The organism is Pseudomonas sp. FP198 (genome assembly GCF_030687895.1).
GTDB lineage: Bacteria > Pseudomonadota > Gammaproteobacteria > Pseudomonadales > Pseudomonadaceae > Aquipseudomonas.
The window spans coordinates 3,573,758-3,597,919 of the sequence record NZ_CP117452.1 but is presented as its reverse complement, the minus strand read 5'-3'; the positions used below and the strand labels follow the sequence as shown (position 1 = coordinate 3,597,919).

At 58.4% G+C, this 24,162-nt stretch carries 29 protein-coding genes; 15 read left to right on the top strand and 14 right to left on the bottom strand.

Translation table 11 applies throughout. The features are described 5' to 3' along the window. Window positions 1-27: 27 nt before the first annotated feature. Window positions 28-564 carry a dihydrofolate reductase family protein gene (locus PSH78_RS16300; protein WP_305495447.1) on the top strand — a complete coding sequence of 179 codons (537 nt, stop codon included), beginning with the start codon at window positions 28-30 and terminating at the stop codon, window positions 562-564. Window positions 565-573: 9 nt separating this feature from the next. Here the strand turns inward: PSH78_RS16300 and PSH78_RS16295 are convergent, their stop codons facing one another. Further along, a complete protein-coding gene (locus PSH78_RS16295; protein ID WP_305495446.1) occupies window positions 574-2,340 on the bottom strand; it encodes a S8/S53 family peptidase in 1,767 nt (588 codons plus the stop codon). A 162-nt stretch (window positions 2,341-2,502) separates the two neighbouring features. Between PSH78_RS16295 and PSH78_RS16290 the strand changes: the two genes are divergently transcribed. Both PSH78_RS16290 and PSH78_RS16285 read left to right on the top strand, forming a co-directional pair. Continuing rightward, a complete protein-coding gene (locus PSH78_RS16290; protein ID WP_305495444.1) occupies window positions 2,503-3,252 on the top strand; it encodes a gamma-glutamyl-gamma-aminobutyrate hydrolase family protein in 750 nt (249 codons plus the stop codon). 216 nt (window positions 3,253-3,468) lie between these two features. Next, window positions 3,469-3,852, top strand: a complete 384-nt coding sequence (locus PSH78_RS16285) for a MarR family winged helix-turn-helix transcriptional regulator (RefSeq protein WP_305495442.1) — start codon at window positions 3,469-3,471, stop codon at window positions 3,850-3,852. Between the two features lie 9 nt (window positions 3,853-3,861). Here PSH78_RS16285 and PSH78_RS16280 read toward each other — a convergent pair whose 3' ends face one another. Next, window positions 3,862-4,491: a DJ-1/PfpI family protein gene (locus tag PSH78_RS16280; protein ID WP_305495440.1), complete on the bottom strand. Its 630-nt coding sequence runs from the start codon at window positions 4,489-4,491 to the stop codon at window positions 3,862-3,864. A gap of 125 nt (window positions 4,492-4,616) precedes the next feature. On the opposite strand from PSH78_RS16280, the gene PSH78_RS16275 reads away from it, so the two are divergent. The 3 genes from PSH78_RS16275 (at window position 4,617) to PSH78_RS16265 (ending at window position 6,878) form a co-directional block, all read left to right on the top strand. Continuing rightward, window positions 4,617-5,171, top strand: coding sequence for a TetR/AcrR family transcriptional regulator (locus PSH78_RS16275; RefSeq protein ID WP_305495438.1), 555 nt, complete (start codon window positions 4,617-4,619; stop codon window positions 5,169-5,171). Window positions 5,172-5,278: 107 nt separating this feature from the next. Further along, the gene (locus tag PSH78_RS16270; RefSeq protein ID WP_305495436.1) at window positions 5,279-6,334 is read left to right on the top strand and encodes an alpha/beta fold hydrolase; all 1,056 of its coding nucleotides are present in this window, start codon (window positions 5,279-5,281) and stop codon (window positions 6,332-6,334) included. Window positions 6,335-6,377: 43 nt separating this feature from the next. After that, window positions 6,378-6,878 (top strand): HIT family protein, encoded by a 501-nt coding sequence (locus PSH78_RS16265; protein ID WP_305495435.1) that lies wholly within the window; start codon window positions 6,378-6,380, stop codon window positions 6,876-6,878. Between the two features lie 205 nt (window positions 6,879-7,083). Here PSH78_RS16265 and PSH78_RS16260 read toward each other — a convergent pair whose 3' ends face one another. Beyond that, a complete protein-coding gene (locus PSH78_RS16260; RefSeq protein WP_305495434.1) occupies window positions 7,084-8,016 on the bottom strand; it encodes a hypothetical protein in 933 nt (310 codons plus the stop codon). A gap of 98 nt (window positions 8,017-8,114) precedes the next feature. Further along, window positions 8,115-8,501: a hypothetical protein gene (locus tag PSH78_RS16255; RefSeq protein ID WP_305495433.1), complete on the bottom strand. Its 387-nt coding sequence runs from the start codon at window positions 8,499-8,501 to the stop codon at window positions 8,115-8,117. Between the two features lie 221 nt (window positions 8,502-8,722). Between PSH78_RS16255 and PSH78_RS16250 the strand changes: the two genes are divergently transcribed. The 4 genes from PSH78_RS16250 (at window position 8,723) to PSH78_RS16235 (ending at window position 11,168) form a co-directional block, all read left to right on the top strand. Then, window positions 8,723-9,913 carry a colicin E3/pyocin S6 family cytotoxin gene (locus tag PSH78_RS16250; protein WP_305495432.1) on the top strand — a complete coding sequence of 397 codons (1,191 nt, stop codon included), beginning with the start codon at window positions 8,723-8,725 and terminating at the stop codon, window positions 9,911-9,913. Window positions 9,914-10,233: 320 nt separating this feature from the next. Beyond that, window positions 10,234-10,488, top strand: a complete 255-nt coding sequence (locus PSH78_RS16245; RefSeq protein ID WP_305495430.1) for a colicin E3-like toxin immunity protein — start codon at window positions 10,234-10,236, stop codon at window positions 10,486-10,488. Between the two features lie 107 nt (window positions 10,489-10,595). After that, window positions 10,596-10,847 carry a pyocin S6 family toxin immunity protein gene (locus PSH78_RS16240; protein ID WP_305495428.1) on the top strand — a complete coding sequence of 84 codons (252 nt, stop codon included), beginning with the start codon at window positions 10,596-10,598 and terminating at the stop codon, window positions 10,845-10,847. A gap of 66 nt (window positions 10,848-10,913) precedes the next feature. Further along, the gene (locus tag PSH78_RS16235) at window positions 10,914-11,168 is read left to right on the top strand and encodes a colicin E3-like toxin immunity protein (protein WP_305495427.1); all 255 of its coding nucleotides are present in this window, start codon (window positions 10,914-10,916) and stop codon (window positions 11,166-11,168) included. A gap of 544 nt (window positions 11,169-11,712) precedes the next feature. Here PSH78_RS16235 and PSH78_RS16230 read toward each other — a convergent pair. Further along, window positions 11,713-13,218: a methyl-accepting chemotaxis protein gene (locus PSH78_RS16230; RefSeq protein WP_370871130.1), complete on the bottom strand. Its 1,506-nt coding sequence runs from the start codon at window positions 13,216-13,218 to the stop codon at window positions 11,713-11,715. Window positions 13,219-13,522: 304 nt separating this feature from the next. Between PSH78_RS16230 and PSH78_RS16225 the strand changes: the two genes are divergently transcribed. After that, window positions 13,523-14,251 carry a hypothetical protein gene (locus PSH78_RS16225; RefSeq protein ID WP_305495424.1) on the top strand — a complete coding sequence of 243 codons (729 nt, stop codon included), beginning with the start codon at window positions 13,523-13,525 and terminating at the stop codon, window positions 14,249-14,251. A 63-nt stretch (window positions 14,252-14,314) separates the two neighbouring features. Continuing rightward, on the top strand, window positions 14,315-14,770 hold the full coding sequence (locus PSH78_RS16220; protein WP_305495423.1) for a hypothetical protein: 456 nt from the start codon (window positions 14,315-14,317) through the stop codon (window positions 14,768-14,770). Window positions 14,771-14,831: 61 nt separating this feature from the next. Here PSH78_RS16220 and PSH78_RS16215 read toward each other — a convergent pair whose 3' ends face one another. Further along, window positions 14,832-15,722, bottom strand: coding sequence for an MBL fold metallo-hydrolase (locus PSH78_RS16215; RefSeq protein ID WP_305495422.1), 891 nt, complete (start codon window positions 15,720-15,722; stop codon window positions 14,832-14,834). A gap of 150 nt (window positions 15,723-15,872) precedes the next feature. On the opposite strand from PSH78_RS16215, the gene PSH78_RS16210 reads away from it, so the two are divergent. Together PSH78_RS16210 and PSH78_RS16205 are read left to right on the top strand one after the other, a co-directional pair. After that, window positions 15,873-16,844: a GlxA family transcriptional regulator gene (locus PSH78_RS16210; RefSeq protein ID WP_305495420.1), complete on the top strand. Its 972-nt coding sequence runs from the start codon at window positions 15,873-15,875 to the stop codon at window positions 16,842-16,844. Window positions 16,845-17,348: 504 nt separating this feature from the next. Further along, complete coding sequence (locus PSH78_RS16205; protein ID WP_305495418.1) at window positions 17,349-17,759, top strand: hypothetical protein; 411 nt, start codon at window positions 17,349-17,351, stop codon at window positions 17,757-17,759. A 168-nt stretch (window positions 17,760-17,927) separates the two neighbouring features. Here the strand turns inward: PSH78_RS16205 and PSH78_RS16200 are convergent, their stop codons facing one another. From PSH78_RS16200 to PSH78_RS16170, 7 genes are all read right to left on the bottom strand, one after another. Beyond that, on the bottom strand, window positions 17,928-18,512 hold the full coding sequence (locus PSH78_RS16200) for an addiction module antidote protein (RefSeq protein ID WP_305495416.1): 585 nt from the start codon (window positions 18,510-18,512) through the stop codon (window positions 17,928-17,930). Further along, window positions 18,502-18,828: a type II toxin-antitoxin system RelE/ParE family toxin gene (locus PSH78_RS16195; protein ID WP_305495414.1), complete on the bottom strand. Its 327-nt coding sequence runs from the start codon at window positions 18,826-18,828 to the stop codon at window positions 18,502-18,504. Before PSH78_RS16195 ends, PSH78_RS16200 begins: the two co-directional genes overlap by 11 nt. A gap of 250 nt (window positions 18,829-19,078) precedes the next feature. Further along, window positions 19,079-19,351 carry a hypothetical protein gene (locus PSH78_RS16190; protein WP_305495412.1) on the bottom strand — a complete coding sequence of 91 codons (273 nt, stop codon included), beginning with the start codon at window positions 19,349-19,351 and terminating at the stop codon, window positions 19,079-19,081. A gap of 147 nt (window positions 19,352-19,498) precedes the next feature. Further along, window positions 19,499-20,239 carry a DUF2063 domain-containing protein gene (locus tag PSH78_RS16185; RefSeq protein WP_305495411.1) on the bottom strand — a complete coding sequence of 247 codons (741 nt, stop codon included), beginning with the start codon at window positions 20,237-20,239 and terminating at the stop codon, window positions 19,499-19,501. Continuing rightward, the gene (locus PSH78_RS16180) at window positions 20,232-21,083 is read right to left on the bottom strand and encodes a DUF692 domain-containing protein (protein WP_305495410.1); all 852 of its coding nucleotides are present in this window, start codon (window positions 21,081-21,083) and stop codon (window positions 20,232-20,234) included. Before PSH78_RS16180 ends, PSH78_RS16185 begins: the two co-directional genes overlap by 8 nt. 66 nt (window positions 21,084-21,149) lie before the next feature. After that, the gene (locus tag PSH78_RS16175; protein ID WP_305495408.1) at window positions 21,150-21,614 is read right to left on the bottom strand and encodes a hypothetical protein; all 465 of its coding nucleotides are present in this window, start codon (window positions 21,612-21,614) and stop codon (window positions 21,150-21,152) included. Window positions 21,615-21,845: 231 nt separating this feature from the next. Beyond that, entirely contained in the window at window positions 21,846-22,463 is a 618-nt protein-coding gene (locus PSH78_RS16170; protein ID WP_305495406.1) for a DUF1349 domain-containing protein, read from the bottom strand. 142 nt (window positions 22,464-22,605) lie between these two features. Between PSH78_RS16170 and PSH78_RS16165 the strand changes: the two genes are divergently transcribed. Beyond that, on the top strand, window positions 22,606-23,277 hold the full coding sequence (locus tag PSH78_RS16165; RefSeq protein ID WP_305495404.1) for a DUF2268 domain-containing putative Zn-dependent protease: 672 nt from the start codon (window positions 22,606-22,608) through the stop codon (window positions 23,275-23,277). Window positions 23,278-23,390: 113 nt separating this feature from the next. Here the strand turns inward: PSH78_RS16165 and PSH78_RS16160 are convergent, their stop codons facing one another. After that, window positions 23,391-23,930, bottom strand: a complete 540-nt coding sequence (locus PSH78_RS16160; RefSeq protein WP_305495403.1) for a hypothetical protein — start codon at window positions 23,928-23,930, stop codon at window positions 23,391-23,393. Window positions 23,931-24,162 lie beyond the last annotated feature (232 nt).

The window sequence follows — 24,162 nt, the reverse complement described above, 5'->3', positions numbered from 1 at the left end:
TGCCCCCCAAACCAAGGAGAACCCTGAATGATAACCGCACACGTTTTCATCGCCTGCAGCCTGGACGGTTTTATTTCCCGGCTCGACGGCGATATCTATTGGCTGGTGCAGCGCGACGATCCCACCGAGGATCATGGTTATTCGGCGTTCATTGCTGACAAAGACGTGATCGTGATGGGCCGGGGCAGCTATGAAAAAGTCTCAACCTTCGATACCTGGTTCTACGATCGGCCTGTGGTGGTGCTGTCTGAACAACTGGCCGATACGCCAGTGCCGGAAGCCTTGATTGGCAAGCTGCGTTTCTCCAGTCTCGCCCCCAGAGACCTGATGAAGGAGCTGGCGAGCCAAGGTGTGCATCGCGTCTATGTTGATGGCGGGCAGGTGGTGCAGTCTTTTCTGCGCGAGAAATTGATCACTGACATGGTAATCACCACTGTACCGGTGCTGATCGGCTCGGGGCGGCCGTTATTCGGCGGGCTTGAGCAGGATGTCGATCTGCAGCTGGTGTCCAGCCGCTGTTTTCCCTCGGGGTTGGTGCAATGCACCTATCGGTTGGCTCCGTGACCCGACGAATCAACGCACCCGATCGCGACTCTGTACCGACAGATCCAGGGCCTTTTGCATGTCCAGCCGCGCCGAGCGACCGACGTCCTTGTCGTTGAGCTGGTAGTTACGCTCCGACGGCAGGATGGGCGCAGTGAGGTCTTCGCCATCCATTTGCTCGAAATCATGATTGTCGCCGATGGTCATGGCGCTACGGCGCAGGAGCATGCGCAACTGCTCTGGGTGAAGTTGCGGATTGATCGACAGCATCGCCGCCAGCAGCCCGGTAACCATGGGCGTGGCGTAGGACGTGCCGCAATGTACCGCGCCGTCCTCGCCAGCATTGACCGTCGAGGCGTGGGTGCACGCGGCGGCGGTGATGTCGACGCGCATGTCGACGTTCGAGGAGTCGCGCTTGACTGCGTAGGCCGGATCATCGACCGCAATCCCGGCGCGTTCGCTGCGCTGATGCCCGCCGACCACCAGCAATTGTTCGGTGATGAACGAGGAGGGCAGGCGGTATTCATCGGTGCCCGAGTATGACGAGCCGTTGCCGGCGGAATTCACCACCACCACGTCGGGATGCTCCTTGCGCAGCCACAGGAAAAACTCCTCCAGCAACTCCTCGTAGCCGCTCATGGCAATGCCCGAGCGCAGCAACGAATCGACCTCGTCACCCTTGACGTTTTTCGCGCCAACGCGATGAATGCCCCAGCTCCAGTTGAGCACCCGCACGCCGTCCTCGACGAGGTTCACCGAGGCGGCGATGTTGGCGGTGATCCCGGCGTCGGAATTGCGCTCGACGATCACCTCGAAGCCGCCGCTGGCCTTGTCCAGGCCCCGCAGGAACCCGCTGTTGCCGCCATCGTTCCAGCGCGCGGCAAGGATGCCGGCGACCGTCGTGCCGTGGTTGTCCGGCTTGTCCGCATCGCGGGCGTAGACGCAGGTTCGCGGCATTGCGCAGGCGCCGAGGTAATCGGCGAAATCCGCCGTGTCGAAATCCACGTCGCGCTCGATCAGGCCGATGCGCACCGGCTGCGGTCGGATCGGCGCCTGCTGCCCGGGGATGCGCCGCTGATAATAGTGCACCGCATCGAGGAAGCGATTCGCCGCCCATTCATCCGAGTCCTTGGCCGGCTTCTTCGGCTCTTCTGGCCGGGCGGGCGCCTGCTCGGTCTCTTCGGCGGCGGACTCCTCTATCACCACGGCATCGACACTGGTCTCGCCGCCCAGGCGCAGCACCAGCGCATCGCGCTCTACCAGGTTTTTGGCGGGCAGGCGCAGCTGATAGACGTTCAGCGGGGCGATGCTGCCGACCACCTTCGCCCCGTATTTGGCGGCGAGACGTTCAGCCTCCCGGCGACCGTCGTGACTTTCCTCGATGAGCACGCTCACCAGATCCACATAGGTGGTCAGGCCGTCCATGTTCTTAGCCACTTCGTTCGGCCCGGCGGCTACTACGTGGCTGGTGCGTAAAGTCAGCCAAGCGGCGTTGCTGGCCCGCGGACCATCCTCCAGCCAGAGCGGGCCGCTCTGGTAGTCGGCGCGGTCCAGGCGCAGGCGCAGGTTGTTCCCGTCACGCTCAACGCTGCCGGCGGGAATCGTTTTCTCGCCCAGTTTCAGTTGTGGCGTTGCGTCACCCAGCCCTCGCGCGGTCAGGCACCATTCCTGGCGCTGGTTTTCCAGCAAGTCGCCGCAACGTTTCAAGCCTTCCAGGCGTAGCGGTTCCTGCGCCACTGCAAGGGTGCTGGCAGACAAGGTGAACAGCGTGACGAGGGCGGCGGGTCGTATGGGCATGGGGTGAGTTTTCCTGGTCGGGGATTGCTGTTCCGACCGTTGTGTCGCGAGCTTCGTTCAGCCCTGGGATTCGATCCGTGGCGGTCGTCATCGAAATGGAACAACCGGACCCGCGCGGCAATCGGATTCTTAAACGTCTGAGACTCGAAAAAGAGGGATCCCATGTCTCGTCCACCCATGATCGGAATCATCGCCTGCTCCGGCAAAATCGGCCCCCACACCGTCCAGCTCAGCAACGACAAATATGCCCAAGCCGTGGCCACCGCCGCCGAGGCGTTGCCGGTCATCCTGCCGGTGTTTCCGGCGTTGCTCGATCCGGCTCACATCATCGCCGGCCTGGACGGCCTGCTCTTCACCGGATCGCCGTCCAATATCGAACCCCATCACTACGACGGCCCACCGAGTCCGCCGGGCACCGAGCACGACCCGGCCCGCGACAACCTGGCGCTGCCGCTCTGGCGCGCCGCCGTCGAAGCCGGCCTCCCGGTGCTCGGCATCTGCCGCGGCTTCCAGGAAATGAACGTCGCCTTTGGCGGCTCGCTCCATCAACAACTCGACGGCCCCGGCGCCGAACACGAACCGCCGAGCAATGAACCGGTCCAGCAACAGTACGCCCGCAACCACGCCTTGACGGTGCGGCCCGGTGGCGTGTTGGCGCGGCTGGGCCTGAAGGACGTGATCGAGGTCAACTCGGTCCACGGCCAGGGCGTTGCCCGGGTGGGGCAGGGCTTGCGCGTCGAGGCCGTGGCCGAGGATGGGTTGGTGGAGGGCCTTTCGGTGGAGGGCAGCCGGGCATTTGCCTTGGGGGTGCAATGGCATCCGGAGTGGGAGGTAATGGATAACGCGGATTATCGGACGATTTTTCGGGCGTTCGGGGAGGCATGTCGGGAGCGGGCGGAAAAAGACGCTTGACGCTTGGATCTGGTTTCTAGATGCTGTAGTGGTCAAGTATCTGGAAGGTAGGGCTGGCCTGAATTGGTACGGGTTGCCGTTCGGCCCTCTGGGTGCAGGCAAATCAACGTTCACCCGGTAACTGGAAGCCGGGTCGATCTGATGTCTTTCCCCTTAGCGCTGGAGCATTTTGCAATGTCTGTAGATTCACCTACTGAACCGACCGCGAACGGATCGATGCTTGATCGCTGTATCCGCTTGTCACGCGCCTACACCTCGGCTGCGCGGCGGGTCGATGCCAAGCTTTCCGCCGTGCATGGCCTGAGCTTCAGCGACTTCATGATTCTTTACCACCTCAAGCATGCCCACAGCTCCCGGCTTCGACGCGCTGACCTGGCCGATTGCATGGGCCTGACTGCGTCGGCGGTGACCAAGTCCCTGCTGCCGCTTGAAAAAATAGGCTTGGTGTCCCGACAAAGCGATCCGCGAGATGCGCGCGTGGGCTACGCCTGTCTGACCACGGCTGGCGAACAGGTTTTTGCCGACGCGCAGGTTTCTGCGGAGTTCGCTTGCCAAGAGGTTTATGAGGCGATGGTGGGTGAGTGGAACAAGGCCGGTTGAGATTGCTGTTTAAGCGCCTGGCCTGGACCCAATTCTCTGGATCTGACCTTGTCGGATGCTGAGCCCGATCAGGATATCGTAGAGCGCTTGCTGCCCGGCCGGCAGGACGGGGAGCAGGGTTGCGCGGCGCTTCTCGACATCGAACCAGGATTCAACCAGCCATCCCACCAGATAAAGCGCGGCAAGACATCCGCCTGCCGTGGCGACATTCCCGTGGCAGACCAGCGGCTGATCCACGGGCTCGATTCCCTGGGCCAGCAGGCCTGAGCGAGCCTCCGGGTGGGTAGTTGCCCGGCCGTCGGGCAGCAGCCCAAGCCGCTGGAGAATAAACACCCCGGCGCAGATCGAGCCTATTCGCTGGCGTCCGGCATCGAGTTCAAACGACGGTAGGAAGTCCGCAGCTGCAAGCGCGGCAGGTATGCCTTGTTTGCCACTGACGAACAACACCGCGTCCGCGCCATTGGCCTCGCACAGCGGGCCGTGCACCGAAACCGCCAAGCCGTGCGCCGATGTCACGACAGGACTGGAGGCCAGAATTCTTACGTGCCAGTCTTCCGTATTGCGGCCTAAGATGTCCCACATCAGGAACAGGTCGATGTCGGTGAACTGGTCGAAAGCGATCAGGGCGATTTGCTTCAAGGCGAACTCCATGAAAATGCTGGCGTGCAAAACGCAACGGCCTTCTATGCAGGTGTTCGCAGCGTATCAATCGGTTTGGCACCCTACACAGTCTGTACGGTGCATTGAGAGGGAGCGAAGTAACCATGGAAAAACTGACTCGTCACCGTTGGATCGCGGCAGGCTTCGAGGCCCTCGACCAGGCAGGCCACACAGGCGTCTCGGCCGAAAGCCTGGCGCGTCGATTGAATGTGACCCGTGGCTCGTTCTATCACCATTTTCGCAATCGTGAAGACTTTGTCCGCGCTTTGCTGGCTGCCTGGGAAGAGGACTACACGGGGCGCATGCTTGCTTATGCGGGCCAGGGTCGGAGCGCGCGAGAGACGTTGCAGCGCTACCTGGAAATCGCCGCGCAGAAACAACCTGGGCGGGAAGTGTCCATCCGCGCGTGGTCGCTGCATGATCCCTTGGTCGCCGAGTTCCAGCAGCGTGTCGACGCAAGACGATTGGCCTTTGCGATACAGGCGTGCCGTCGCTTGGCCCCGGCGCCCGGTCAGGCGGAGGTCATCGGGCAGATGGCCCATCTGTGCCTGATTGGCGGGCAACAGGCCGGGATACGCCGTGATGCGGCGCGCTTCAATGGTTTCGTGAGCCGGGCTTTTGCCTTGGTCGAGGGCGTTATTGCGCCGTGGAGAGGCTGAGTGGTGGGCTGAGTTTCTTTGAAAGTGAAAATCGGGCACGACGATACGGAATTAAGCTTTAATGCCCCGCGCAACTCAACTGTTTGTCCGATCAAGGAAGAACGACATTGAACAATGCTTTCGGGGCTCTGTTTCTGGCCTGCCTGGCCACCTCCGTATTCGCTGACGAATACCCTGTCGGCTTTCGCTCTTCGACAGTCTCGAATCCGCAGGATGACCGGCCGTTGGAAATGGTCGTCTGGTATCCCGGCACAACTGCCGCCACCCCGCAACTGATCGCCGATAACGCGGTATTTGTCGGCGCATCTGCCGTTCGTGACGCGCCGCCGTCTGCCGGTGACCATCCCCTGGTGGTGCTTTCTCATGGATACAGGGGCAACTGGAGCAATCAGGTCTGGCTTGCCAGTGCCCTGGCCCGTAAGGGGTACATCGTCGCGGCCGTCAATCATCCTGGCACCACCACCCATGACCGCAGTCCGCAAGCAGCGGCGCAGTTATGGCAGCGGTCCGTTGATCTGCGCCGAGCCATCGATGAAGTCACGACTCAACCGGAAAAATTCGGCCAGGTTGCCAACAATCGCGTCGCCGTCGTGAGCCATTCACTCGGTGGCTGGACCGCCTTGGAAATTGCTGGCGCCCGTTTTGACCCGGACCGCTTCGCCGACGATTGCAAAACCCATCCGCAGCTAGCCAGTTGCACCGTCTATGGGCAGATGAATCCGGCGAGCAGCCTAGACTCGAAAGCCGCGCTGGCCGCCGACTGGCGCGACAAACGCGTCACAGCCGTGATCACTCTGGATCTGGGCCTGTCGCGAGGCCTGACCGATGAAAGCCTCTCCGTGCTGCCGGTGCCCACCCTGGTGATTGCCGCCGGCGTGCCCTCGCGCGAACTTCCCGCCGAGCTGGAGTCCGCCAACCTCGCCAGGCGCCTGCCGCCGGCGTCCAGCCGTTATGTGGAAATCAGCGACGCCAGCCATTTCAGTTTCATGTCGATTTGCAAGCCTGATGCGCAGGCAATGCTCGAAGAAGAAGTGCCCGGCGATGGCATCATTTGCCGGGACGGCGAAAACGGGCGTGATCGTGGGGTGATTCAACAGGAGGTCGTATCGTTGATAGCGGATTTCCTGGCGGGAACGCCTGCGTCCAGTGGAGGCGGGTTGTAAGTTGCCTTGATCCGCCGCCCCCAAACCCCATCCAGGTCATCCGATGGAAATATCGCCTCGCTTTATCGTTCATGAATCAGAGCATTGGCTCATCAATCACCGCGTGGACAGTGCACTGCCCGGCTACCTGATGCTCAGCGCAAAACAGATGACGAATGCCTTGGCATCGCTGTCGGCTGAAGCGCTGGCGGAGTTGGGTGTATTGCAAGCGCGAATCCAGCACGCCATCGAAACCTGCCTGCAACCAAGGCGACTGTACATCGGCCGTTTTGGTCATGACGCTGGTTACTCCATCCACTTCCATTTCATTCCGGTTTATCACTGGGTCGAAGCGCTGTTCTGGAACGACGACAGGTACCGGCTGCTGCAGACTTTCGGCTCGATCGACAGCAGTTTGCCTCAGACCGATGGTGCGGAATTGACGCTCTTTGTCTGGCGGGAATTTTGCGAGCGTCCTGATCCTCCGCCGATACAGGGGCCGTCTGTTGAGCAGGTCGTGGCGGTGTTACGGGGGGAATTCGGTTTTCGGCTTGTTGATGAATAGCGCGGACCGTTAGCCCTGCTCGCGATAGCGGTGGTCAGCAGTGTACGACCGCTTTCGCGAGCAGGCTCGCTCCCACAGGTTTTTCTGGCGCTCAGAAATAATCAATCCAACCCAGCCCCCGTGGCGAGGGAGCTTGCTCCCGCTGGGTCGCGTAGCGGCCCCAGATATTTGCGGCCGCTACGCAACCGAGTGGAAGCAACCGCCCTCAAGGATTGGACTTCATCCGCCCCTCGATCGCCACGCGCAAACAACCCCAGGCGATGACGCCAATGACCAGCAGCTCGGCGACGCCGATAAGCATGTGAAAGGAAAAGGTCATCGGCTCCTCGGCCCAGTAGAAGGTCGTCGGGCGACTGATGCCAATGCGCAACCGTCCGGTAAACAGCGAAGGCACCCAGGTGATGATTCGGGTCAGCTCATACACAGCCAGGAACGCGCCAAACAGGGCGAGCAGGGCGCGGACGGGAGTGCCCAGTTGCTCAGTCGTCTCAGCCGCAGGTGTCGGCGCCTTTGCTTTGCGCTGCCTGGCGATCTTCGCCGGGGTTGGAGCAGGCCGGTAGGCTGCCTTCGCAACGGCAGTCGAACCGATCATCACCTCGCTGGGCTTTGGCACTTGCAGGTAGTCGGCCAGTTCACGCAGCCACAGGTCAGTGCGTTTGCTTCCCGGCACTACCGGAACGTTGTCGCTCGTCAGGCGGTGCTCGGTGCCATCGCGCAGCACCAGCCATAGCTGGGTGCGGGCTGGCTCGGCCTCCGGGTGGCGGCGAAGTTCGAGGTATTTGACGGCGTCGATCCTGAACACCGATCGCACCCGCTCACGGCGTCCAAAAAAGTTTCGGGTGCGACGCTTGCCTTCAGCGTCGACACGCGACAGCAGCAGGGTCTCGCGGGTGCCGGTGTAAACCAGCAGCGCCAGGCCCAGGGCAGGAATCAGCAGCAGCCCGAGCACCATGAGGAGCAAGGTCAGCGGATCCATGCCCACAAGCGACGAGTCTGCAGTGGCAATCGCCAGCACGGCTCCCACGGGAAAGATCAAGGCCAGCGCACTGGTCAGCAACACGACTACGCTCTGCACCCGGTTGAGCGAGTGGATGTGCAAGTCACCCCGCGCGGTGCGCTCGAACCGATATCCAATCAAATGCAGATCTCCTGAACGCCGCTCGCCCAAAGTAGCGGTGGATTTGAACTGGGAGGAACAACCGCTGGCTAATGATTCGTCGACAGCAACCTGACCGATTATTGGGCATCAGCCTCCGGCGCGTCATCGGTATCCGGTTGAGCTCCGTAAGGTTCGCCAATCTGTACCCGGTCTGCCTTCACCCAACCGGTGTAGTCCTCGCCATCCTTGGCGATGTAGTTCACTTCCAGCCAGGACTCGTCTTCAAGGCTGGCGTAAACGGTGAGGGAGTCGCCGGGTATCACGAAAATCTTCTTGTTGGCGCAGGCCCCGTCCGGCGCTTCGTGAAAATGCAGGCGCCCGGTGCCAATGACCTTGCCTTGCACTGACGGATGAAATTCAGGAACCGTTCCCGAGAGCTTTTCCGCCAGGGCAGAACAGTCGATGGCGGCCTGCCCAAGGCTGCTGAACAGGCACAGGCACAACAAGCTTGAACGCAGATGCATCTAGGCAAAGTCCGTTTGGGTTGGATGCGTAGGATAGTGAAGTCGCGAACTATCGGGAAAGACTCTTACAGCAACTTTGTGCGGTTCCGCTGATTATTTCGACCCCGGCCCTCTGGCGTCTGAGGAAAACGGAGTAGCCAATTCAAGACGCGTCCTACATCGCCGCGCTTACCCCTTGCGTTAGCGTCCGTCCTGGATTTTCAGGATGAGATTCGCGACTCGTGACCACACGCCCCCAAGACCTGCCCAAAATTCGCAATCCACCTTCTGGAGAAGGGCACCGCGTTTCCTATCGAGACATGACCTCCAGCGAGGTGGCGGAGTACGAAGCACTCCAGCGTGGCCACAAAGCCATGCTTGCCCGACAGGCTGCTTATGAAAAACAACGTTGGGCCAAGGTTGAGCGAACGCCCCTCGTCCTTACCGGGTCGGTGTTCGCCAAAAGCTGCGCGCTGCCCAACGGAATCATTGACTACAGCAACCCCAACGGCTTTGTTCCGCCGGACCTGATCAAGCAGTACGGCGACCTGATGTGGCTTGGCGCCAGGAGCCCCGACGCGTCGGGAACCCTTCCGCTGAAGCAGATCGGCTCAAGCGCGATACCCGCCGCAATGGGCAGGCTCGCACTGGGCGGGTCCGCAGTATCAAGCGCCGGAGCCGTCGGCGGCACGGTCGGCGCGGAGCTGTTGACCGGTATCGTCGCCTTGCTCTGGCCCTCCAGCCTCGGCGATAGCGCACTCTACAGCGAAGACCAGTTGCGCAATCTCAAACAGGCCCGCAGCCGCATGCGCCTGAGCATCGAGCAGCAGGCCGATGGCAGCCTCAAGGGCTATGGTTTCTACACCGGCCAGAACCGCGCCTGGGAAATGGTCGACGTCATCCAGCTCACGCCGCGTGCCGACCAGTACGTCGCCGACCTTGGCGACGGCATCGAACTGATCTGGACCCCAGCCATCGACCCGTCCGACACCCTCGGCATCCCGGCCTTGGAAGCCGCCCCTCAGACGCCACACATCTGGATTTATCCGCCGACGCCCGTGGCGGACAGCATTATCGTCAACCCGATCTATCCGCCGGAGTACAAGGATTTCATTCTGGTGTTTCCGGTGGACTCGGGGGTTCGGCCGGTTTATGTGGTTTTGAGTGTTCCGGGGGATCATAAGTATTACCCATCTCCACTGTCCTTTCCCGCCTTTCCAGACGCGAAGTCCGCCCCCTTGAAAACGTCTGTACGTGGCGGAGGTAAAAAACGTCGACGATGGAAGGATCGCGCGGGAAAAATCTATGAATGGGACTCTCAACATGGCGCGCTAGAAGTATATACAAAGCAAGGTAAGCACCTCGGCGAGTTCGATTTCGTAACGGGGGAGCAAACAAAACCTGCTGATCCATCCAGGAGGGTTGAAAAATGAGGCACGTCATTGAGGTTTTCGACGCGGGAACTGAGGAATTGCTGCAGAGCGTGGAGATTCCAAAGTCGTACTCGACTCAATTGAGCGAACTAATGGGCTGGACGCAACCTGAAGACCCGTACGATGGTTATGACCTCTCGCCGGAACAGGTAGAGGTATTAGAGAGGTGGACCAGTACCGCATTAAATGGGGATAACGTCATTATCCAAATTGTCTGCCTTGAGTAAAACATGAGGGGGGGGAGGAGTTGAACGGTATTTTAGTTTGGTTTGTTGAGTGTCCCAAGGAAAGGGCTGCATAGAAAAATTTTTGAGGATCAAATGGGACTCAAACTGAGACTCGAGTGGTATGGCAGACAAACCGAATTTTTCGAGGGGGAGGAGTACTCTGACGACCTCGGCGATGACGGTGCTGTCATCGACGCTTTGCGCATCCCTTTCGAGAATAATATAAATAACGGTGGATTTAATGTTCCCTTGGAATGGGTAGAAATTCTTCGGCCTTATTTTCAACATCCAATTGACTGGGATTCTTATGACTATCAAGTAGCCTTCGATTATCGAGATAGCTGGTAATCCTTTGGATTCCCATCTTGGGATTTTTTGTCTGGGGGCTGTGCAGGATGGGTGCTTAGCAAGACTATGCTTGCCGAGCTGGTCCAAAAACGTAGTAGTGGGAGAGAATGGTGCCTTATTACTCGATAGCTGGTTTTTACCCGGATGAAAAAAATGACGACTCATTACAATTTGAGATTGATATAAAAGACGCCGAACAAAAAGAAGCCTTGGCTCAGATAGTCGAAGCAAAACCATTCAGCGAAATTGGTCCAGGGGAGCAGGGAATTACGGAAGAGCAGCTCAAGAGAGTTGAAGCGATCCTGGGCAGGAAGCTCCCCGTGGGACTGGAATATTTTATTGGGGCGACAGCCGACTAGCGAGAATTTTACGGCGCTTATTAGCTCTTTCGCTAGAAGACGGCGTACAGATATGGAGATGGTTCAATGGGCTTAAAGTTAAGGATGGACTGGTATGACCAGAAAACGGAGTGGGGTGAAGGTAAAGAATATACGGAAGATTTACGGGAAGATAAGTCAGCTATCGCCGCACTGGGTCTAGAGAACGAGCCAAACATCTATGACGGTGGCTTTGATGTGCTGGAAGAATGGATTCCGATTCTTCAACCCTTCTTCAGCCACCTGATCGTTCCCGAACAGTTTGATTACCAGATCTCATTTCGTTACCGAGCCGCTTGGTAACATAACAATTACTTGGGCCGGTCCTTTGAAACACAGAATTATGGGAGTGATTGCAGGGAGCGATTTTGCTTGTTGGGAGATAACTCTCTGCATTGGTAGCCCAGATCTGGCAGAAATCATGGGCTGGGTAAGAAGGGAAAATTATTTTTACGATTATGAGTTGACTGAGTGTCAAGCTAAGGCGTTGGAAGAGTTTTGCTCGATAGCGCTGCCGCGAGGCTTGTTGCTTTATCTAACCACCACTGGAGAATAGTCCGTGGATAATTTCCTGAGACGTTAAGGCGCTGTGTCTTGCCCTGAAACATGCACACTTGTTCCAGGGCTAGACAGAGGTTCTTTAGAAACTGTACTTGGCACTCAACATCATGTTTCTCGAATGACCATGTTCATCCCCTCCAAACTCGCCGAATTGGCAGTAGTCGACGGCTGCCAAAATTGTTGGCATTCACCTGCAGACTCAGGTCTGGTTGACCCGGTACCCGGCCATCAAATCCGTAATGGCGCACACCAGCTTTGGCAAAGCGAATTCAATTCGGTTGATTGACTAGCGATTAAATCGCTCCACCAACGAGTACTGGGTCATGGCCGTTTGCGTCAGTTCCTTGCTCAGTTCCGCCGAGTGCCTGGCCTGTTCGGAGGTCTGGTCTGCCAGGTTCGCGATGGTGGTGATATTGCGGCTGATTTCGTCTGCTACCGCGGTTTGCTCTTCTGTCGCCGCGGCAATCTGGGTGGTCATGTCGGTGATGTGTGCCACGGCTTCGCTGATACCGATCAGTGCTTTGTCTGCCTCAAGCACCCAGGCGACGCCTTCCTCAGCTTGTCGATGGCCGCTTTCCATGGTTTTCACGGCGTTGTTGGAGGAGACCTGCAGCTTGGAAATCAGGCTATGAATCTGAGTGGTGGATTGAGTCGTGCGCTGCGCCAGTTGGCGCACTTCATCGGCAACCACCGCGAACCCCCTGCCCATGTCTCCCGCGCGCGCGGCTTCGATGGCGGCGTTCAACGCCAGCAGGTTGGTCTGGTCGGCAATGCCCTTGATGACATCGACCACCGTCCCGATTTCGTTGCTGTCCTTGGCCAGCTGCGCGACCGTCAGCCCTGTTTCGCCCACCACCTCGGAGAGACGCTGAATCGCCTGGCGGGTGTCTCGGGCCACGTCGCGTCCACGCCCGGTCAGTACATTGGCTTCCTGGGTAGCGTCAGCCGTGCGCTGGACATGACTGGCGACCTCTTGGGTGGTCGCCGACATCTGATTTACCGCCGCCGACACTTGCTCAGTCTCGACGCGTTGGCGTTCAAGCCCGCGTGAACTGTCGGCGGCCAGGCCGTCGGACCTGCCGGCCAAACCGGTCAGTCGCTCGGCCGTGTCCTGCAGGCGAGTGAGGCACGTCTTGAGCCGGGATGCCTGGCTCTCGAAAGCTGTTTCAAGGCGAGCCTGTAGGCCGCGCTCGTCGCTGTACATTTTCGCCAGCAACGCATCCGAGGTGGAGGCCTCGGCCATTTCCAACAGACGCAGCGCGCCTTTGTTCTGCTGGCGCAAGATGATCAACCCGACCGGAATCGATACTCCGACAGCAAGCAGCATTGCCATGGTGGTATTGAGGAAGGCGCCGCCTACTGTGCCCAATAAACCCATCAACAGAACCGGTACCCAACTGAGCAGGAAGGGGTACCACCGATCAAGCCCCGGGACAGCTGCCTTGCCGAGCCTGATGCGTTTGTAGAGCGCTTCGGCGCGGCGGATCTGGCTGGCCGTCGGCTTGACTCGGACCGACTCGTAACCGACGACCTGGCTCCCTTCGTAAACAGGCGTGACGTAGGCATTGACCCAATAATGGTCGCCGTTTTTCGAGCGGTTCTTGACGATCCCCATCCACGGCTTGCCTTGCTTGAGCGCGGCCCACATGTGCGCAAACACGGCGGGCGGCACATCCGGATGACGAACGATATTCTGTGGTGCGCCGATCAGGTCCACCTTGTCGAATCCGCTGATCTCGACGAAGGCGTCATTGCAATACGTGATGACGCCTCGCGTATCCGTGGTGGAAATCAGCTTCTGCTGAGGTGCGAGCGAAATCTCACGTTGCGTGACCGGCTGATTGTTTCTCATTCTGAACTGCTCCCTGGAATCTGTAAGTCCATCGACTGCCGTTCAGAAAAGTTGATGAAATGCCGATGAAATACTCTGGTAACAATCATCTGTGGTCATTCTTTTCGCGGATTGGATCATCAGCCTGGCCCGCGGACCGCACCCCATCAAGAAGCTGCGAAGCTGGCGACGTGAAGCGATTTCTAAAGTTGGATCCAGCACCGTCGATAACCTGTACGAACCCGCCATCATGGACCGATGAAAAATGGTACTCACCGTCAGTTCCGCTTACATCCCGCCGGCCAATACCAACCTCACGCGCTCCGAACAGGCGCTCGTGACCAAGGCGCCGACAGACGCTGCGAAAGAACTCCTGGCAAACGCCAGCCCAGCGGCCATCTTCCATCCCAGCGAAGAAGCCCAGGCAACGATGCCGATGCCTGTGGCGATCGAGACCTGGATTGGGCGCTCGCAATCACCGGACTTTCCTCGATACGCCGAGATCCTCAAAGGGGCAACCAGTACGCTGAAGTCCTCGTTCGAGGATTTCCAATCCACGCTCTCGACGACCCACCCGGACTTGGCCGGCAAGAAATACGGCTTCACCGTCGAAGCCGACGGCAGCCTGAAAGTGCTCAACAGCGCCGGCCAGCTCAGCAGCGCCGATATCCAGCGGCTGACCGACTTGCTCAACGACTCCAAGGACCTGAAAGCCGCCGCCATCGCGGTCCGCGACGCCTCGATCGACCTGGTCGACGCCGACTCGCCATGGTCCGGCAGCTACCTGGGCCTCTACAGCCTGACCAAGGAAAACTTCGCCAACACGATCGATCTGGCCCCGCTGCTGAAAGACCGTGGGTCGGTGTCCATACAGGAATATTCCGACGGGTTGTTTTTCAATCAGTTGGCGTACAAGGGCGAGCGGGCGACGCGGGAGACGGAGCAGGCGATGTTCGAGAGGCGGGCGGCGGAGCGGTTTTCCGTGCGGGTTTGAGTAGGCGCCAATTCATTTGGTTTCGATGGACAGCTAGTGAATTCTCACATACGGGAAAAATGAATGAGTAAAGTGTTGAAGCCTACCTCCGCAATGGTAACGGTCGAGGACAAAAAGAATCAGTTCCAAGGTACGTTCTTGGCCTACGTTATTTTTGCTTCAATAGCTGCTTATACTTGTCAGCCCTTGATCAAGTTCGCAAACCCACCCGTGCTCGGAACCGGCGGGGTTTTTCTTGGGTTCGGCATAGTGTCGGTATATAGGGTCGTGGTATTAGGAGCAGCCAGGGGGTTTCTAGCACTGGGCTGCTTCGCTGCCCTGGCTGGGTTTGGCGCGATTGCAGTTAGTGCACACCACGCGATTGGAGCGAGCAATAAAAATGATGCGCAATGCCTGGTAATACAGGCCAAAATTCTTGCCGACGGCGTACCTGACGAAAAAGCAGCTGCAGCATTTTCCGCACTTGGATGCCGGCCCCAATATCCTGAAAAAGTGGATTACTTTGACCGATTCAGGTAGCTGCGAGGGGAAATATTGGAGGAGGGGACAGATTTTTTATCAAACCTGTCCCTTTCGCTTTTTAAAACTCCAGTGAAGCGCCGTCCTCCGGAATGTCCACACGCCCCTCAATCCCTTGCTTCTTGACGTAAGCGCGCAGCTCTTCACGAGTCAGGGACATATGGTTGATCGCGTCCATGTGCACCGCGACAATCTGTGCGTTTTTCGCGGCTTTCGAGGCGCGAAGCACATCTTCTTCACCCATGATGATCGAGCCGTCGAATCCGGCCATTTTTGCCTTCCCGGCGTTGAGCACGATAACTTCCGGCCGGTACTGGTTGATGGCCTGGTCTACTTCTTTGCGCCAGATCGTGTCCCCCGCAAGGTAGAGCGTCTTGTAGCCCGGCGCCTGGAAAACCACGCCCATGGCTTCGCCTAGCGGTTTTGCCAGTGCTGGCAAGGCATACATTTCGTCAGTGCCATGCTGGCCGCCGGTCTTGGTGATCTTGACGCCGCCGAATTCGGCTTCATCGGTCAGCACGCGTACGTTCTTGAAACCCTGGGAACGAATCAGCTGTGCATCTTCTTCATGTTGGGCGAACAAAGGAATGTCTTTAGGCAACGCTTTCTGCGCGGCATCGTCCCAGTGGTCCAGGTGCGTATGGGTGACGATGACGGCATCGACTCCGGCGATAACTTTCTCCGGTGATTCCGTCAGATCAACCAAGGGGTTGCGCAGGTTGCTTCGATAGGTATTTTCAAAACCCGGATAAGCGCCTTTTTTTGCCAGCATCGGATCAATCAGGAAAGTGGTGTCACCGTAGGTGATTTTCACCGTCGCGTTACGAACCTGCTGCAAATCCAACTTGTGAGAGGCGTCCGGCGCGTTGGGAACATTCGAACTGGCGAACGAGGAGGCAGCGGCTACGGCACAAGCCATGCTGACGGCAAGCGGTAAAGTTCTGAGTTTCATAAGAATCGGTCCTGTTGTTTACATCGAGGAATCCATTCTTGCCGAATGTCTCGCGAGCCAACAGTGGCCCGAATGACATATTTCGCTATAATCGGGCCAGCTGCTCGACGTGGTTCGGCTTGGGCCCACAGGGCGAATCGAGGCCTCCTCATGCTCCCCATACGCGTTGCCGTTCTAGCTTTCGAAGGCGTCAGCCTTTTTCATCTTTCCGTGCCGGGAATGGTATTGGGAACCGCCCAATCCGCGCCCGATGGGCCTCGGTATGAAATCAATTACTGCGCAGAAGTGCCCGGAGTGATCAGTACCGACCAGGACATTGGCCTGTCGGTAAGCCTCGGCCTGGAGCTGATGGAAAGCTGCGATGTCATCATTATCCCGGCGTGGGGCGACCAATCTCTCGTTGCATCGCCCCAACTCGTGCAAGCGCTGCAGCTCGCCAACGTGCAAGGCAAGCTCATCGTGGGATTGTGTTTGGGAGCGTTCGTCCTCGGCGATGCCGGGCTGCTCGATGGAAAGGAAGCAACCACCCACTGGGCCGTCCGTGACCAGTTTGCGCAACGTTTTCCCAAGGTTCGATTCAAGCCCGAAGTGCTCTACGTCAGCGCCGATAACATCGTGACGTCCGCCGGAACGGTGGCGGCAATCGATTGCTGCCTGCACCTGGTACGCGAGCGACTCGGCGCAGACGTGGCGAATCGCACCGCGAAAATGCTCGTGACGCCACCCCACAGGCCTGGAGGCCAGGCGCAGTATGTTGAACACCCGGTGCCGCAATTATCTGGCGAGACTCACTTGTCCGACGTCCTGACCTGGGCCCGAATGAACCTGTCCGGCGACCTGTCCCTCGACGTGCTGGCAGACATGGCAAAAATGAGCAGACGGACTTTTACCCGTCGGTTCAAGGAAGCCACCGGCACGACTGTGTCCAAATGGTTGACCGCTGAACGAGTGGCTAGAGCGCAGGCGTTGTTGGAAACGACTGAGCTGCCCATTGAATGCATCGCGGGGGAGGTGGGGTTTGGGACGTCGCTGTCTTTGAGGCAGCATTTTGGCGCGCATCTGGGGACGTCGCCTTCTGATTATCGGAAGATGTTTTGTCTTGGGGTGGGGCGGAAGGGTTGATGGTATTGGAGGGCGCGTCTGGGGACGGCGCGGGAGACAGGGGGTGGTCTTCGGGGAGACGCCACCCATTTCTGGTAGGCAGCAATCGGCCAAGATCGGACGTTTGGAAAGTGGGATTATGACGAACAGCAATAAGCCGGAATACTGCACGATCTGCAGACGCTTACTCGACAACCCAGCAGATCCGCTATCAGACAATTGCGGCGGAGATTGCTGGGGATGCATAGGCGCTATCGAGGCGAAAATGGGATGCGCAGAGTCGCTCGCCTACGTACGCAAAGAATACGAGGCAGGACTTCGGCCTGGTTGGATTGATCCATTCAAGCCCTGACTTGGAGCTGCGTTACGACCGCTTTGGATCGAAAGACGTCTTTCGGTAAGACATCGGGACGTCGCTACGCCTCGCGCGGACCGGGTAGCAGCGTGGAGATGGGAATCGCCTGAGTCGTTGCGCGTTTGATAGGTCATCGCCACTCTGGAAGCGACGATTTTGAGGAGATTGAAGTGGACATTGAGCGTCTGTTAAAAAAGCGGCAACTGAACGTGCAAGAGCAAAATGCTCTTGTGGCCCACAGACTCATGGTAACCGCCAAAGCTTGGTTGGCCAGAGGGATTCCCCTCGCCTTAAAAAACCATGGCGAGTCCGAAGGCATTAGATGGTCAGAAACCGTCGTACTAGATCTTGAAGTCGACTTTCCCGGTATGCCCAACCTTTATGGTCTTTTGCTCACTCACGCAGAGCGGTTCATAGCGTTTGAAATTGATACCGATAACACTCATAGGTACGTGGAATCGGTGAGTCAATGGGAGGATGTTTCTGCTAATCAGGACTACGCGCCCCGCAAGCGCGGCACTGGAAAGGGCTTCGCAGCAATTGCTCTTCAGGTCAGGCGCGAACTCCTATGCGGCTTGTAGGTGTGAATCACAGAAGCTGAGATTCGATTGTTGATCGGAAGCTGCTTTTGCGCCGATTTCTTCCGGCAACTGGTGTCCCCTTTGGGGCGAAAGCGGTCGTTCGCGACCGGCAGCTATCGACCCAAGGCGGTCATTCTGCAAATCCGTAGGGACGAAAAAAGGGGCGGTTTATTTGCTTGCTGATAACTCCATCCCTTCGTGGGGCCTCTTTTTGTTATTTGTATTGTCAAGGCCGGGTACGCCTAGGCGTCTCTCCGGTGCGGCTGGCTTGGCCGCCGCTGGTTTGCTCGGAGTACGTGTCGCGTCTGGCTCAGTTTTTGCCTCAATTGGTTTCCTGGCAGTGGTTTTTGCCGAATTTTTTGTAGCAGCTACTGGTGGTTTGTCAGTTTTCTGAGCCACAACTTTCGAAGGCCCCTCTGGTCCTTTAATCGGTTGTACTGTGAGTTCTACACCCATCGCCGTCATCAGTTTTCTGATAGTTTCAAACCTGGGTTTTGCACTGGATTTCAGTGCCTTGTAGAGGCTTTCACGATTAACCCCGGCATCCTTGGAAACTTTATTGATTCCCTTGGATTTGGCGACCTCTGCCAAAGCATGGATTAGCCCCTCCGTATCAGCGGCCTTCATACTTTCAGCCAGATAAGCTGCTATAGCTTCTGGATTATCGAGAAAGCGAGAAGCCTCGTAACGAGTCGTACTGGTTGTGTTGAGATTAAGAACCGGCATGTCCTCAGGGTTGAATTTATCGCTCATTACATTTACCTCTCAGGCTATCAAGGATCATTTTGGCTCTCTTGATACCTCTTTTTTGATCTGTTTTATCGCTTCCGATGAGCATCAGGTACTCTACGATCCCCGAGCGTACAAAATAAATCCTATACCCCGGTCCATTAAAAACCCGCATTTCGCTGATTCCATCACCAACCGGCTCACTATCACCAAAATTTCCATTTCCGGCGCGATCCAGACGCGCCAAAATAGCCGCTTTCCCTTGAGCATCCTTCACACCGGCAAGCCAATCCTCAAAATCGGGTGTCTGCTGGACCTCATATATTTTCTTGTCGATCATAGTCCTGTTTGTAGCCATATGGCTACACCTGATAGCTAGCGGTGGAATGCAGGGACAAGGGGCTGACTGCTTTACTTGCACTCTCATTTTGCAGATTCCGAGCCAGGGTCCAATCCACATACCTGAGGAGCTGGGGAGGGCGGCTTCAAACTGAAGGCGTTGTAAATGGCGTTGATAGCACCAATAGGCTGCGTTGAGTCGATCGATTTCGACTGCAAAAAACGGGCGCTGTCAGGCGCCCATCATTGCATCAGCTTTCGACCTGTGCCTGAAGCCGCTGCCCAATCACCTCCAACAAATCACACCCATCCCTTAGCGGAATCGCCAGCAACTGCGCGAAATCCGAAAGCACTACCGTATCGCTACCAATCTCGGCACGAAACGCAATGTTTTCCAGAACCTGTGTCACAACGCGAATCCGGTAATCAGCCGTAGCATGCAGAACATCAAGCGGTGCCTGGCTATCAATCAGCAGCGAAGCCGGGGTGCAGTCGATGCCGGTGATGGGGATGTATCTTTCCATGGGATTGCTCCGATCAGATTAATGGGCTGATCCGATCGCAGGTCGCCAAACCTGGTCGCCGTTTAGGGCGACGCGATTGACTATAGGTTGAAGCACCTGTGCCGGATAGGTGACCATTTCCGAGAGTCGCGTAGGAATCATCACAACTCACCCCCAACGCGTCCCCAACACAACCCCCCGCGCCTTGAACCCCTCAAGCGCCGCCACTCCCATTGGCATCAACTCCCGCGCCGACACCCCAGCCACCTCAGCCAACGCCACCAGATGCTCGCGCCCGCTGCGCCGATGCTCCATCAGCGAAACCAACAGCGCATACGCCATTGGCGCCATCCGCGAAAACGTCACGTGCCCTTCGCGCCGCTGCAGCAGCACCAACGTTGGGGCCGCAGGCTTTTCGGTGGGCTGATGATCCGGTCCGATGTCGCACACCGGCCATTCATAGGCATGCGCCTGGGCGCGTCGGGATACCACGGGCGTGCCTTCGATCAGATCGCCGTGGGGATTGTGTGACGGTTCCACCGCATCGCTCAGCAGCAGGGCGCTTTCGCTCCATTCGTGCTGGGCGAGTTCGGGCAGCCATGGTGGGAAATCGTGGAGATCCTCGTGTTGCTCCAGGTAGGCGACAAATTCGCCGGCCAGCTGTGTGAACAGCGGCGTCTGGCAGCGGTAGTTGGCGTAGAAGTCGTGGACCAGTCGTTGCCAGTCGGCGCGCGGCAGGGTTTGGTGGATGACCGGGAAGCTGGCGGCGAGCAGTGATTCGATGTTGCCGATGAACAGTTGGCGGTAGATGGCCAGGCGTCGGGGTTCCAGCCCGGGTGGGGGCGGGTGGTGGGGGTTGCGGACGAAGTTGGCCATGCAGTTGAGTTGATCGAGCAGGTGTTCAGGCATGGCGGGCCTCCGGGGTTGCCGGGCAGGCGAGTTGTTGCAGCTGTTTGACCTGCCCGACTTCGGCGAGCAGTTCGGTCAATGGCGGGAAGTTGAAGTCGCGTTCCAGCAATGTCGGCACCGGTCCGAATCGTTGGTAGGTCTGGTACAGAAGTGTCCAGACATCTTGCTTGACGGCGGCGCCGTGGGTGTCGATTTTCAGGTCGTCGGCTTCGTCGTAATGGCCGGCGACGTGCAGGTAGCTGACGCGCTGCGCGGGCAGGGCGGCGAGGAACTTTTCGGCGTCGTAGCGGTGGTTGATGGCGTTGACGTAGAGGTTGTTGACGTCCAGCAGCAGGTCGCAGTCGGCTTCTTCGAGGACCGCGGTGATGAAGTCGATTTCGCTCATGGCCTGGAAGGGCGCGGCGTAGTAGGAGATGTTTTCCACGGCGATGCGCTGGCCCAGAATGTCCTGGGTCTGGCGTATGCGGGCGGCAACGTAGTGCACGGCTTCTTCGGTGAAGGGGATCGGCAGGAGGTCGTAGAGGTGGCCGCTGGCGGAGCAATAGCTCAGGTGCTCGCTGTAGATCGCCACGGCGTAGCGATCGAGAAAGCGTCGGGTGCCGCGTAGCAGGTCGAGGTCGAGAGGCTGTGGGCCGCCGAGGGACAAGGACAGACCGTGGCAGGTGATGGGGTGCTTTGCGGCCAGTTGATCGAGTTGTTCGGCGTAGACGCCGCCGACGCCGATCCAGTTGTCCGGCGCGCATTCGAGGAAATCCACCGCGTTCGGGGGCATTTTCAGCAAGTCGCCAAGCATGGCGCGACGCAGGCCGAGCCCGGCGCCGTTGGGTGAAGTGAAGGTGCTCATCGCAATTCTCCAGGGCTGGCCAGACCCTCCCGGTGTGAACCGCCGGGAGGGTGCGGGCGAAGGGCTTTATTCCTTGGCTTGGCTCATGCGGGTGAACAGCTCGGTGGGCACTTTCTTGCCGTTGGCGGTGTACTGGCCGGTGCGGTATTTGTAGGTTTCCGCTTCGGACAGGTAACCGTCGTGGTTGCTGTCCATCTTTTCGAACTCGGCTTTTTCGGTCGGCGCCACGCTGAGGAATTCCTTCAGCGACACGCGATCATCTTTGTCGGTGTCGGTGCGGGCGAAGGACGCGTCGCCACATTTGCCTTCACCGCATTTGCCTTCGGCCTGGGTGACTTTTTTGCCCGATTCGGCGGCGCCGCATTTGCCTTCGCCGCACTTGCCTTCAGAGGTTTTTTCCGCCGAGGCCAGTTGATAACCCTGGGGCAGGGCGTCGACCGCGAAAGCCGACTGGGCGAGGCTCAAGCCGCCGGACAAGGCAAGTGCGGCAAGGGCGAGGCGAGCGGTGTTGGAGTTTTTTGTACGGGTCATGAGATTTCTCCAGATAAGAGCTGTGTGGCCCCTGGCAACGTTGCGCGGGGCGTGTGCCGTGGCGGCGTCACGTTGCTTGCCCGGTGCTGCGCACGTCGGGTCGAAGCAAGGCGCGACTGCCTGTTCGGACGGGGCCATTTGGCGCTTGTCGTGTATCTGGGATGTGTCGTGCGGCGGTGTGTTTGTATTGCTGTGTGTCGCGGATACAGAGCGCTGCAACAGGGGCCGCGCTCAGGTCAGATCATGCAAGTCCTTGCCCAGCGCGGGTCCGAGCGTCCAGTCGGAAAAAGCGACTTTCAAGCCGCCGCGCTTGGGGCTGCACGCCATCGGGCCGACGCGGTAGGTCGGTGCGATGGGAAACGGGCATAAGCGCACCAGCGGCCAACGAAGTCCATCGGCGGAAACCTGCAAGCGCAGTACGCCGTTGGCGACCGTGGCGCGCATCCAGAAATCGCCGGGATCGGCGATGTACGGGCTGGTCGCCCAGTCGGATTGTCCGTCGGTGAGGACGCTGCCGAGCATCGCCTGGCCGTCGCTCAGTTCGATCCCGGCCTTGACCCATTGGCGTTCGTTGATGCGGACCATCAGGCCGGCCTGGTCGTACAGGGCTTCGAAGTTGCCGCGGATGCGTAGCTGGCAGGTGAAGCTGGGAGAGGCTTCGACGCCTAGGAAATGGCCGCTGTCATGGGTGAAGCCGTAGTGGGTTTCGCGCCAGAAGTCGGTAGCGTTGTCGGTTTCCAGGTGCAGGGAGTTTGTTGTGGGCGCGGAGTGGATTTTCGGTTCGTTCAGCCATGAGCCGTTTAGCAGGCTGTGGGGGTGTGCATCGTTCTTGATGTTTTGATCAGGCATGGTCATTACGAATCCTTCTGTAAGCTTCGCTGTCGCAAGCTGGGGGACGCCGGGGACCTGGACCTATTGATCCTCAGGATAATCAACGATATGACTGATCGGACGAAAAGAAAGCATAAACCCAATAAATAAAGGAGAGTTGATGGACGCATGGACGTTGCACTGGCTAGAAGCCTCGGGGAGTCTGGCTGAGTTTCGCAAGGAGCTGGTTGGTGAGTTCGAAACCGCTTATGAGGCCTTGGCTTTTCGGATGGTCCCGCCTCGACTTGATGTCCTGGTCCAGCGGTTGCCGGGCGAAACCATTCCGGAATTGGGCCTGGTAGGGCGAGCGTATCGAAGCTCGATGTTCAGCATGACGCTTGATCCAGATAATCCCAACTTCATTCCCAACCTGCGTGCTGGCGCGCTACGTCGTCAGGTTATCCATGAGGTCCATCATTGTCTGCGCATGGCAGGGCCGGGCTATGGCTGGACGTTGGGCGAGGCTTTGGTGAGCGAAGGACTTGCCGGGCAGTTCGCCCGATATCTGCTCAACACCGATCCAGAGCGTTGGGAGCGAGAAGTTGGCTCAACTGAACTGTTGAATTCTCCGGTTGGGCTGCAAGCACTTGAATCGAGTTATTACGATCACAGCGAATGGTTTTTTGGTAGTGGGAACAAGCCCAAATGGCTGGGGTACTCGCTGGGCTACCAGATGGTGGGGTGTTGGCTTGCGTCCAGGCAGGACGTAGACATTTTTACTTGGGTCAACGTACCTGCAGCCGACATCATCGCTGCAGCGCTTGAGCGAGGTCTGATAACAGCGACTTCTTGAACGACCGCATGAACGGTTTCTCCACGATCGGTTGAAGGTCTTCCCGAGCGGCTGGTGGGGTGGGGCTGCTGCGCAGCCCAGCGGGAGCAAGCTCCCTCGCCACGGTTTCGTGATTACTTCTTGACCGAATAATCCGCCCCCCAGACCCGTACGGCACTGATCGCTTCGTTCATGCCTTCGAAAACGAACTTCTGCCGCACGGCGATCTTCGGTGGGACGGTGACTTCGTCGGGGTTGTCCAGACCGGTGAGGCGGTTGGCGTAGCCGGCCTGGTCGATGGCCAGCAGGGTGCCGGTTTGTCCGAGGTTGATCAGGCGCAGTTGGGTGTCGGTGCTGTTCTTGAAGCCGAGGGTGATGGTGACGTTTTCTTCGCTGGGCTCAAGCTTCAGCACTTCGATGGTGATGCGGTCTTTCATTTGCTCGCCGGAGGAGATGATCGCGGCGCCGTCGGTGCCCTGGACCGACTCGCGCCCGTCGAGCACGCCTTCGCTCACACCGCCCAACAGGTTCTTGCCTGCGGTGATGAACGACGAGACCGCGGATTTGGTGGAGTCCTTGATGACGCTTTCCGCCGGCTCGCCCTCGGCCAGGCACAGTGAGCTGAGCAAAAGACTGGAGACAAGGAGGGTGGCGCGTGACGGCAGAAGGGGCATACCTGAATCCTTTAGGGTGGCTAGCAGCACGCCGGGCAAATGAGCGTGCGGCATGATAGCCGGGATCATGGCGTACTTCTGCCGTTCTGGCTTGGCGGGTTTCTGGCTTTATGCGCTGATCCGCATTTTTTGGTCGCAGGTGCGTCTGTAACGGTATCAGTTACCGCTCCACAATTCGGTCGTGCCGCAATGACTCTATTGGGAGAATGCTCATGGCGAAGATGGCGATTTT

What these genes read in the sequence shown, in the direction of transcription:
- PSH78_RS16300 (WP_305495447.1), top strand. Translation starts at nt 28, where the DNA reads ATGATAACCGCACACGTTTTCATCGCCTGCAGCCTGGACGGTTTTATT.
- PSH78_RS16295 (WP_305495446.1), bottom strand. Translation starts at nt 2,340, where the DNA reads ATGCCCATACGACCCGCCGCCCTCGTCACGCTGTTCACCTTGTCTGCC.
- PSH78_RS16290 (WP_305495444.1), top strand. Translation starts at nt 2,503, where the DNA reads ATGTCTCGTCCACCCATGATCGGAATCATCGCCTGCTCCGGCAAAATC.
- PSH78_RS16285 (WP_305495442.1), top strand. Translation starts at nt 3,469, where the DNA reads ATGCTTGATCGCTGTATCCGCTTGTCACGCGCCTACACCTCGGCTGCG.
- PSH78_RS16275 (WP_305495438.1), top strand. Translation starts at nt 4,617, where the DNA reads ATGGAAAAACTGACTCGTCACCGTTGGATCGCGGCAGGCTTCGAGGCC.
- PSH78_RS16265 (WP_305495435.1), top strand. Translation starts at nt 6,378, where the DNA reads ATGGAAATATCGCCTCGCTTTATCGTTCATGAATCAGAGCATTGGCTC.
- PSH78_RS16255 (WP_305495433.1), bottom strand. Translation starts at nt 8,501, where the DNA reads ATGCATCTGCGTTCAAGCTTGTTGTGCCTGTGCCTGTTCAGCAGCCTT.
- PSH78_RS16245 (WP_305495430.1), top strand. Translation starts at nt 10,234, where the DNA reads ATGGGACTCAAACTGAGACTCGAGTGGTATGGCAGACAAACCGAATTT.
- PSH78_RS16240 (WP_305495428.1), top strand. Translation starts at nt 10,596, where the DNA reads ATGGTGCCTTATTACTCGATAGCTGGTTTTTACCCGGATGAAAAAAAT.
- PSH78_RS16235 (WP_305495427.1), top strand. Translation starts at nt 10,914, where the DNA reads ATGGGCTTAAAGTTAAGGATGGACTGGTATGACCAGAAAACGGAGTGG.
- PSH78_RS16225 (WP_305495424.1), top strand. Translation starts at nt 13,523, where the DNA reads ATGGTACTCACCGTCAGTTCCGCTTACATCCCGCCGGCCAATACCAAC.
- PSH78_RS16220 (WP_305495423.1), top strand. Translation starts at nt 14,315, where the DNA reads ATGAGTAAAGTGTTGAAGCCTACCTCCGCAATGGTAACGGTCGAGGAC.
- PSH78_RS16215 (WP_305495422.1), bottom strand. Translation starts at nt 15,722, where the DNA reads ATGAAACTCAGAACTTTACCGCTTGCCGTCAGCATGGCTTGTGCCGTA.
- PSH78_RS16210 (WP_305495420.1), top strand. Translation starts at nt 15,873, where the DNA reads ATGCTCCCCATACGCGTTGCCGTTCTAGCTTTCGAAGGCGTCAGCCTT.
- PSH78_RS16200 (WP_305495416.1), bottom strand. Translation starts at nt 18,512, where the DNA reads ATGAGCGATAAATTCAACCCTGAGGACATGCCGGTTCTTAATCTCAAC.
- PSH78_RS16195 (WP_305495414.1), bottom strand. Translation starts at nt 18,828, where the DNA reads ATGATCGACAAGAAAATATATGAGGTCCAGCAGACACCCGATTTTGAG.
- PSH78_RS16190 (WP_305495412.1), bottom strand. Translation starts at nt 19,351, where the DNA reads ATGGAAAGATACATCCCCATCACCGGCATCGACTGCACCCCGGCTTCG.
- PSH78_RS16185 (WP_305495411.1), bottom strand. Translation starts at nt 20,239, where the DNA reads ATGCCTGAACACCTGCTCGATCAACTCAACTGCATGGCCAACTTCGTC.
- PSH78_RS16180 (WP_305495410.1), bottom strand. Translation starts at nt 21,083, where the DNA reads ATGAGCACCTTCACTTCACCCAACGGCGCCGGGCTCGGCCTGCGTCGC.
- PSH78_RS16175 (WP_305495408.1), bottom strand. Translation starts at nt 21,614, where the DNA reads ATGACCCGTACAAAAAACTCCAACACCGCTCGCCTCGCCCTTGCCGCA.
- PSH78_RS16170 (WP_305495406.1), bottom strand. Translation starts at nt 22,463, where the DNA reads ATGCCTGATCAAAACATCAAGAACGATGCACACCCCCACAGCCTGCTA.
- PSH78_RS16165 (WP_305495404.1), top strand. Translation starts at nt 22,606, where the DNA reads ATGGACGCATGGACGTTGCACTGGCTAGAAGCCTCGGGGAGTCTGGCT.
- PSH78_RS16160 (WP_305495403.1), bottom strand. Translation starts at nt 23,930, where the DNA reads ATGCCCCTTCTGCCGTCACGCGCCACCCTCCTTGTCTCCAGTCTTTTG.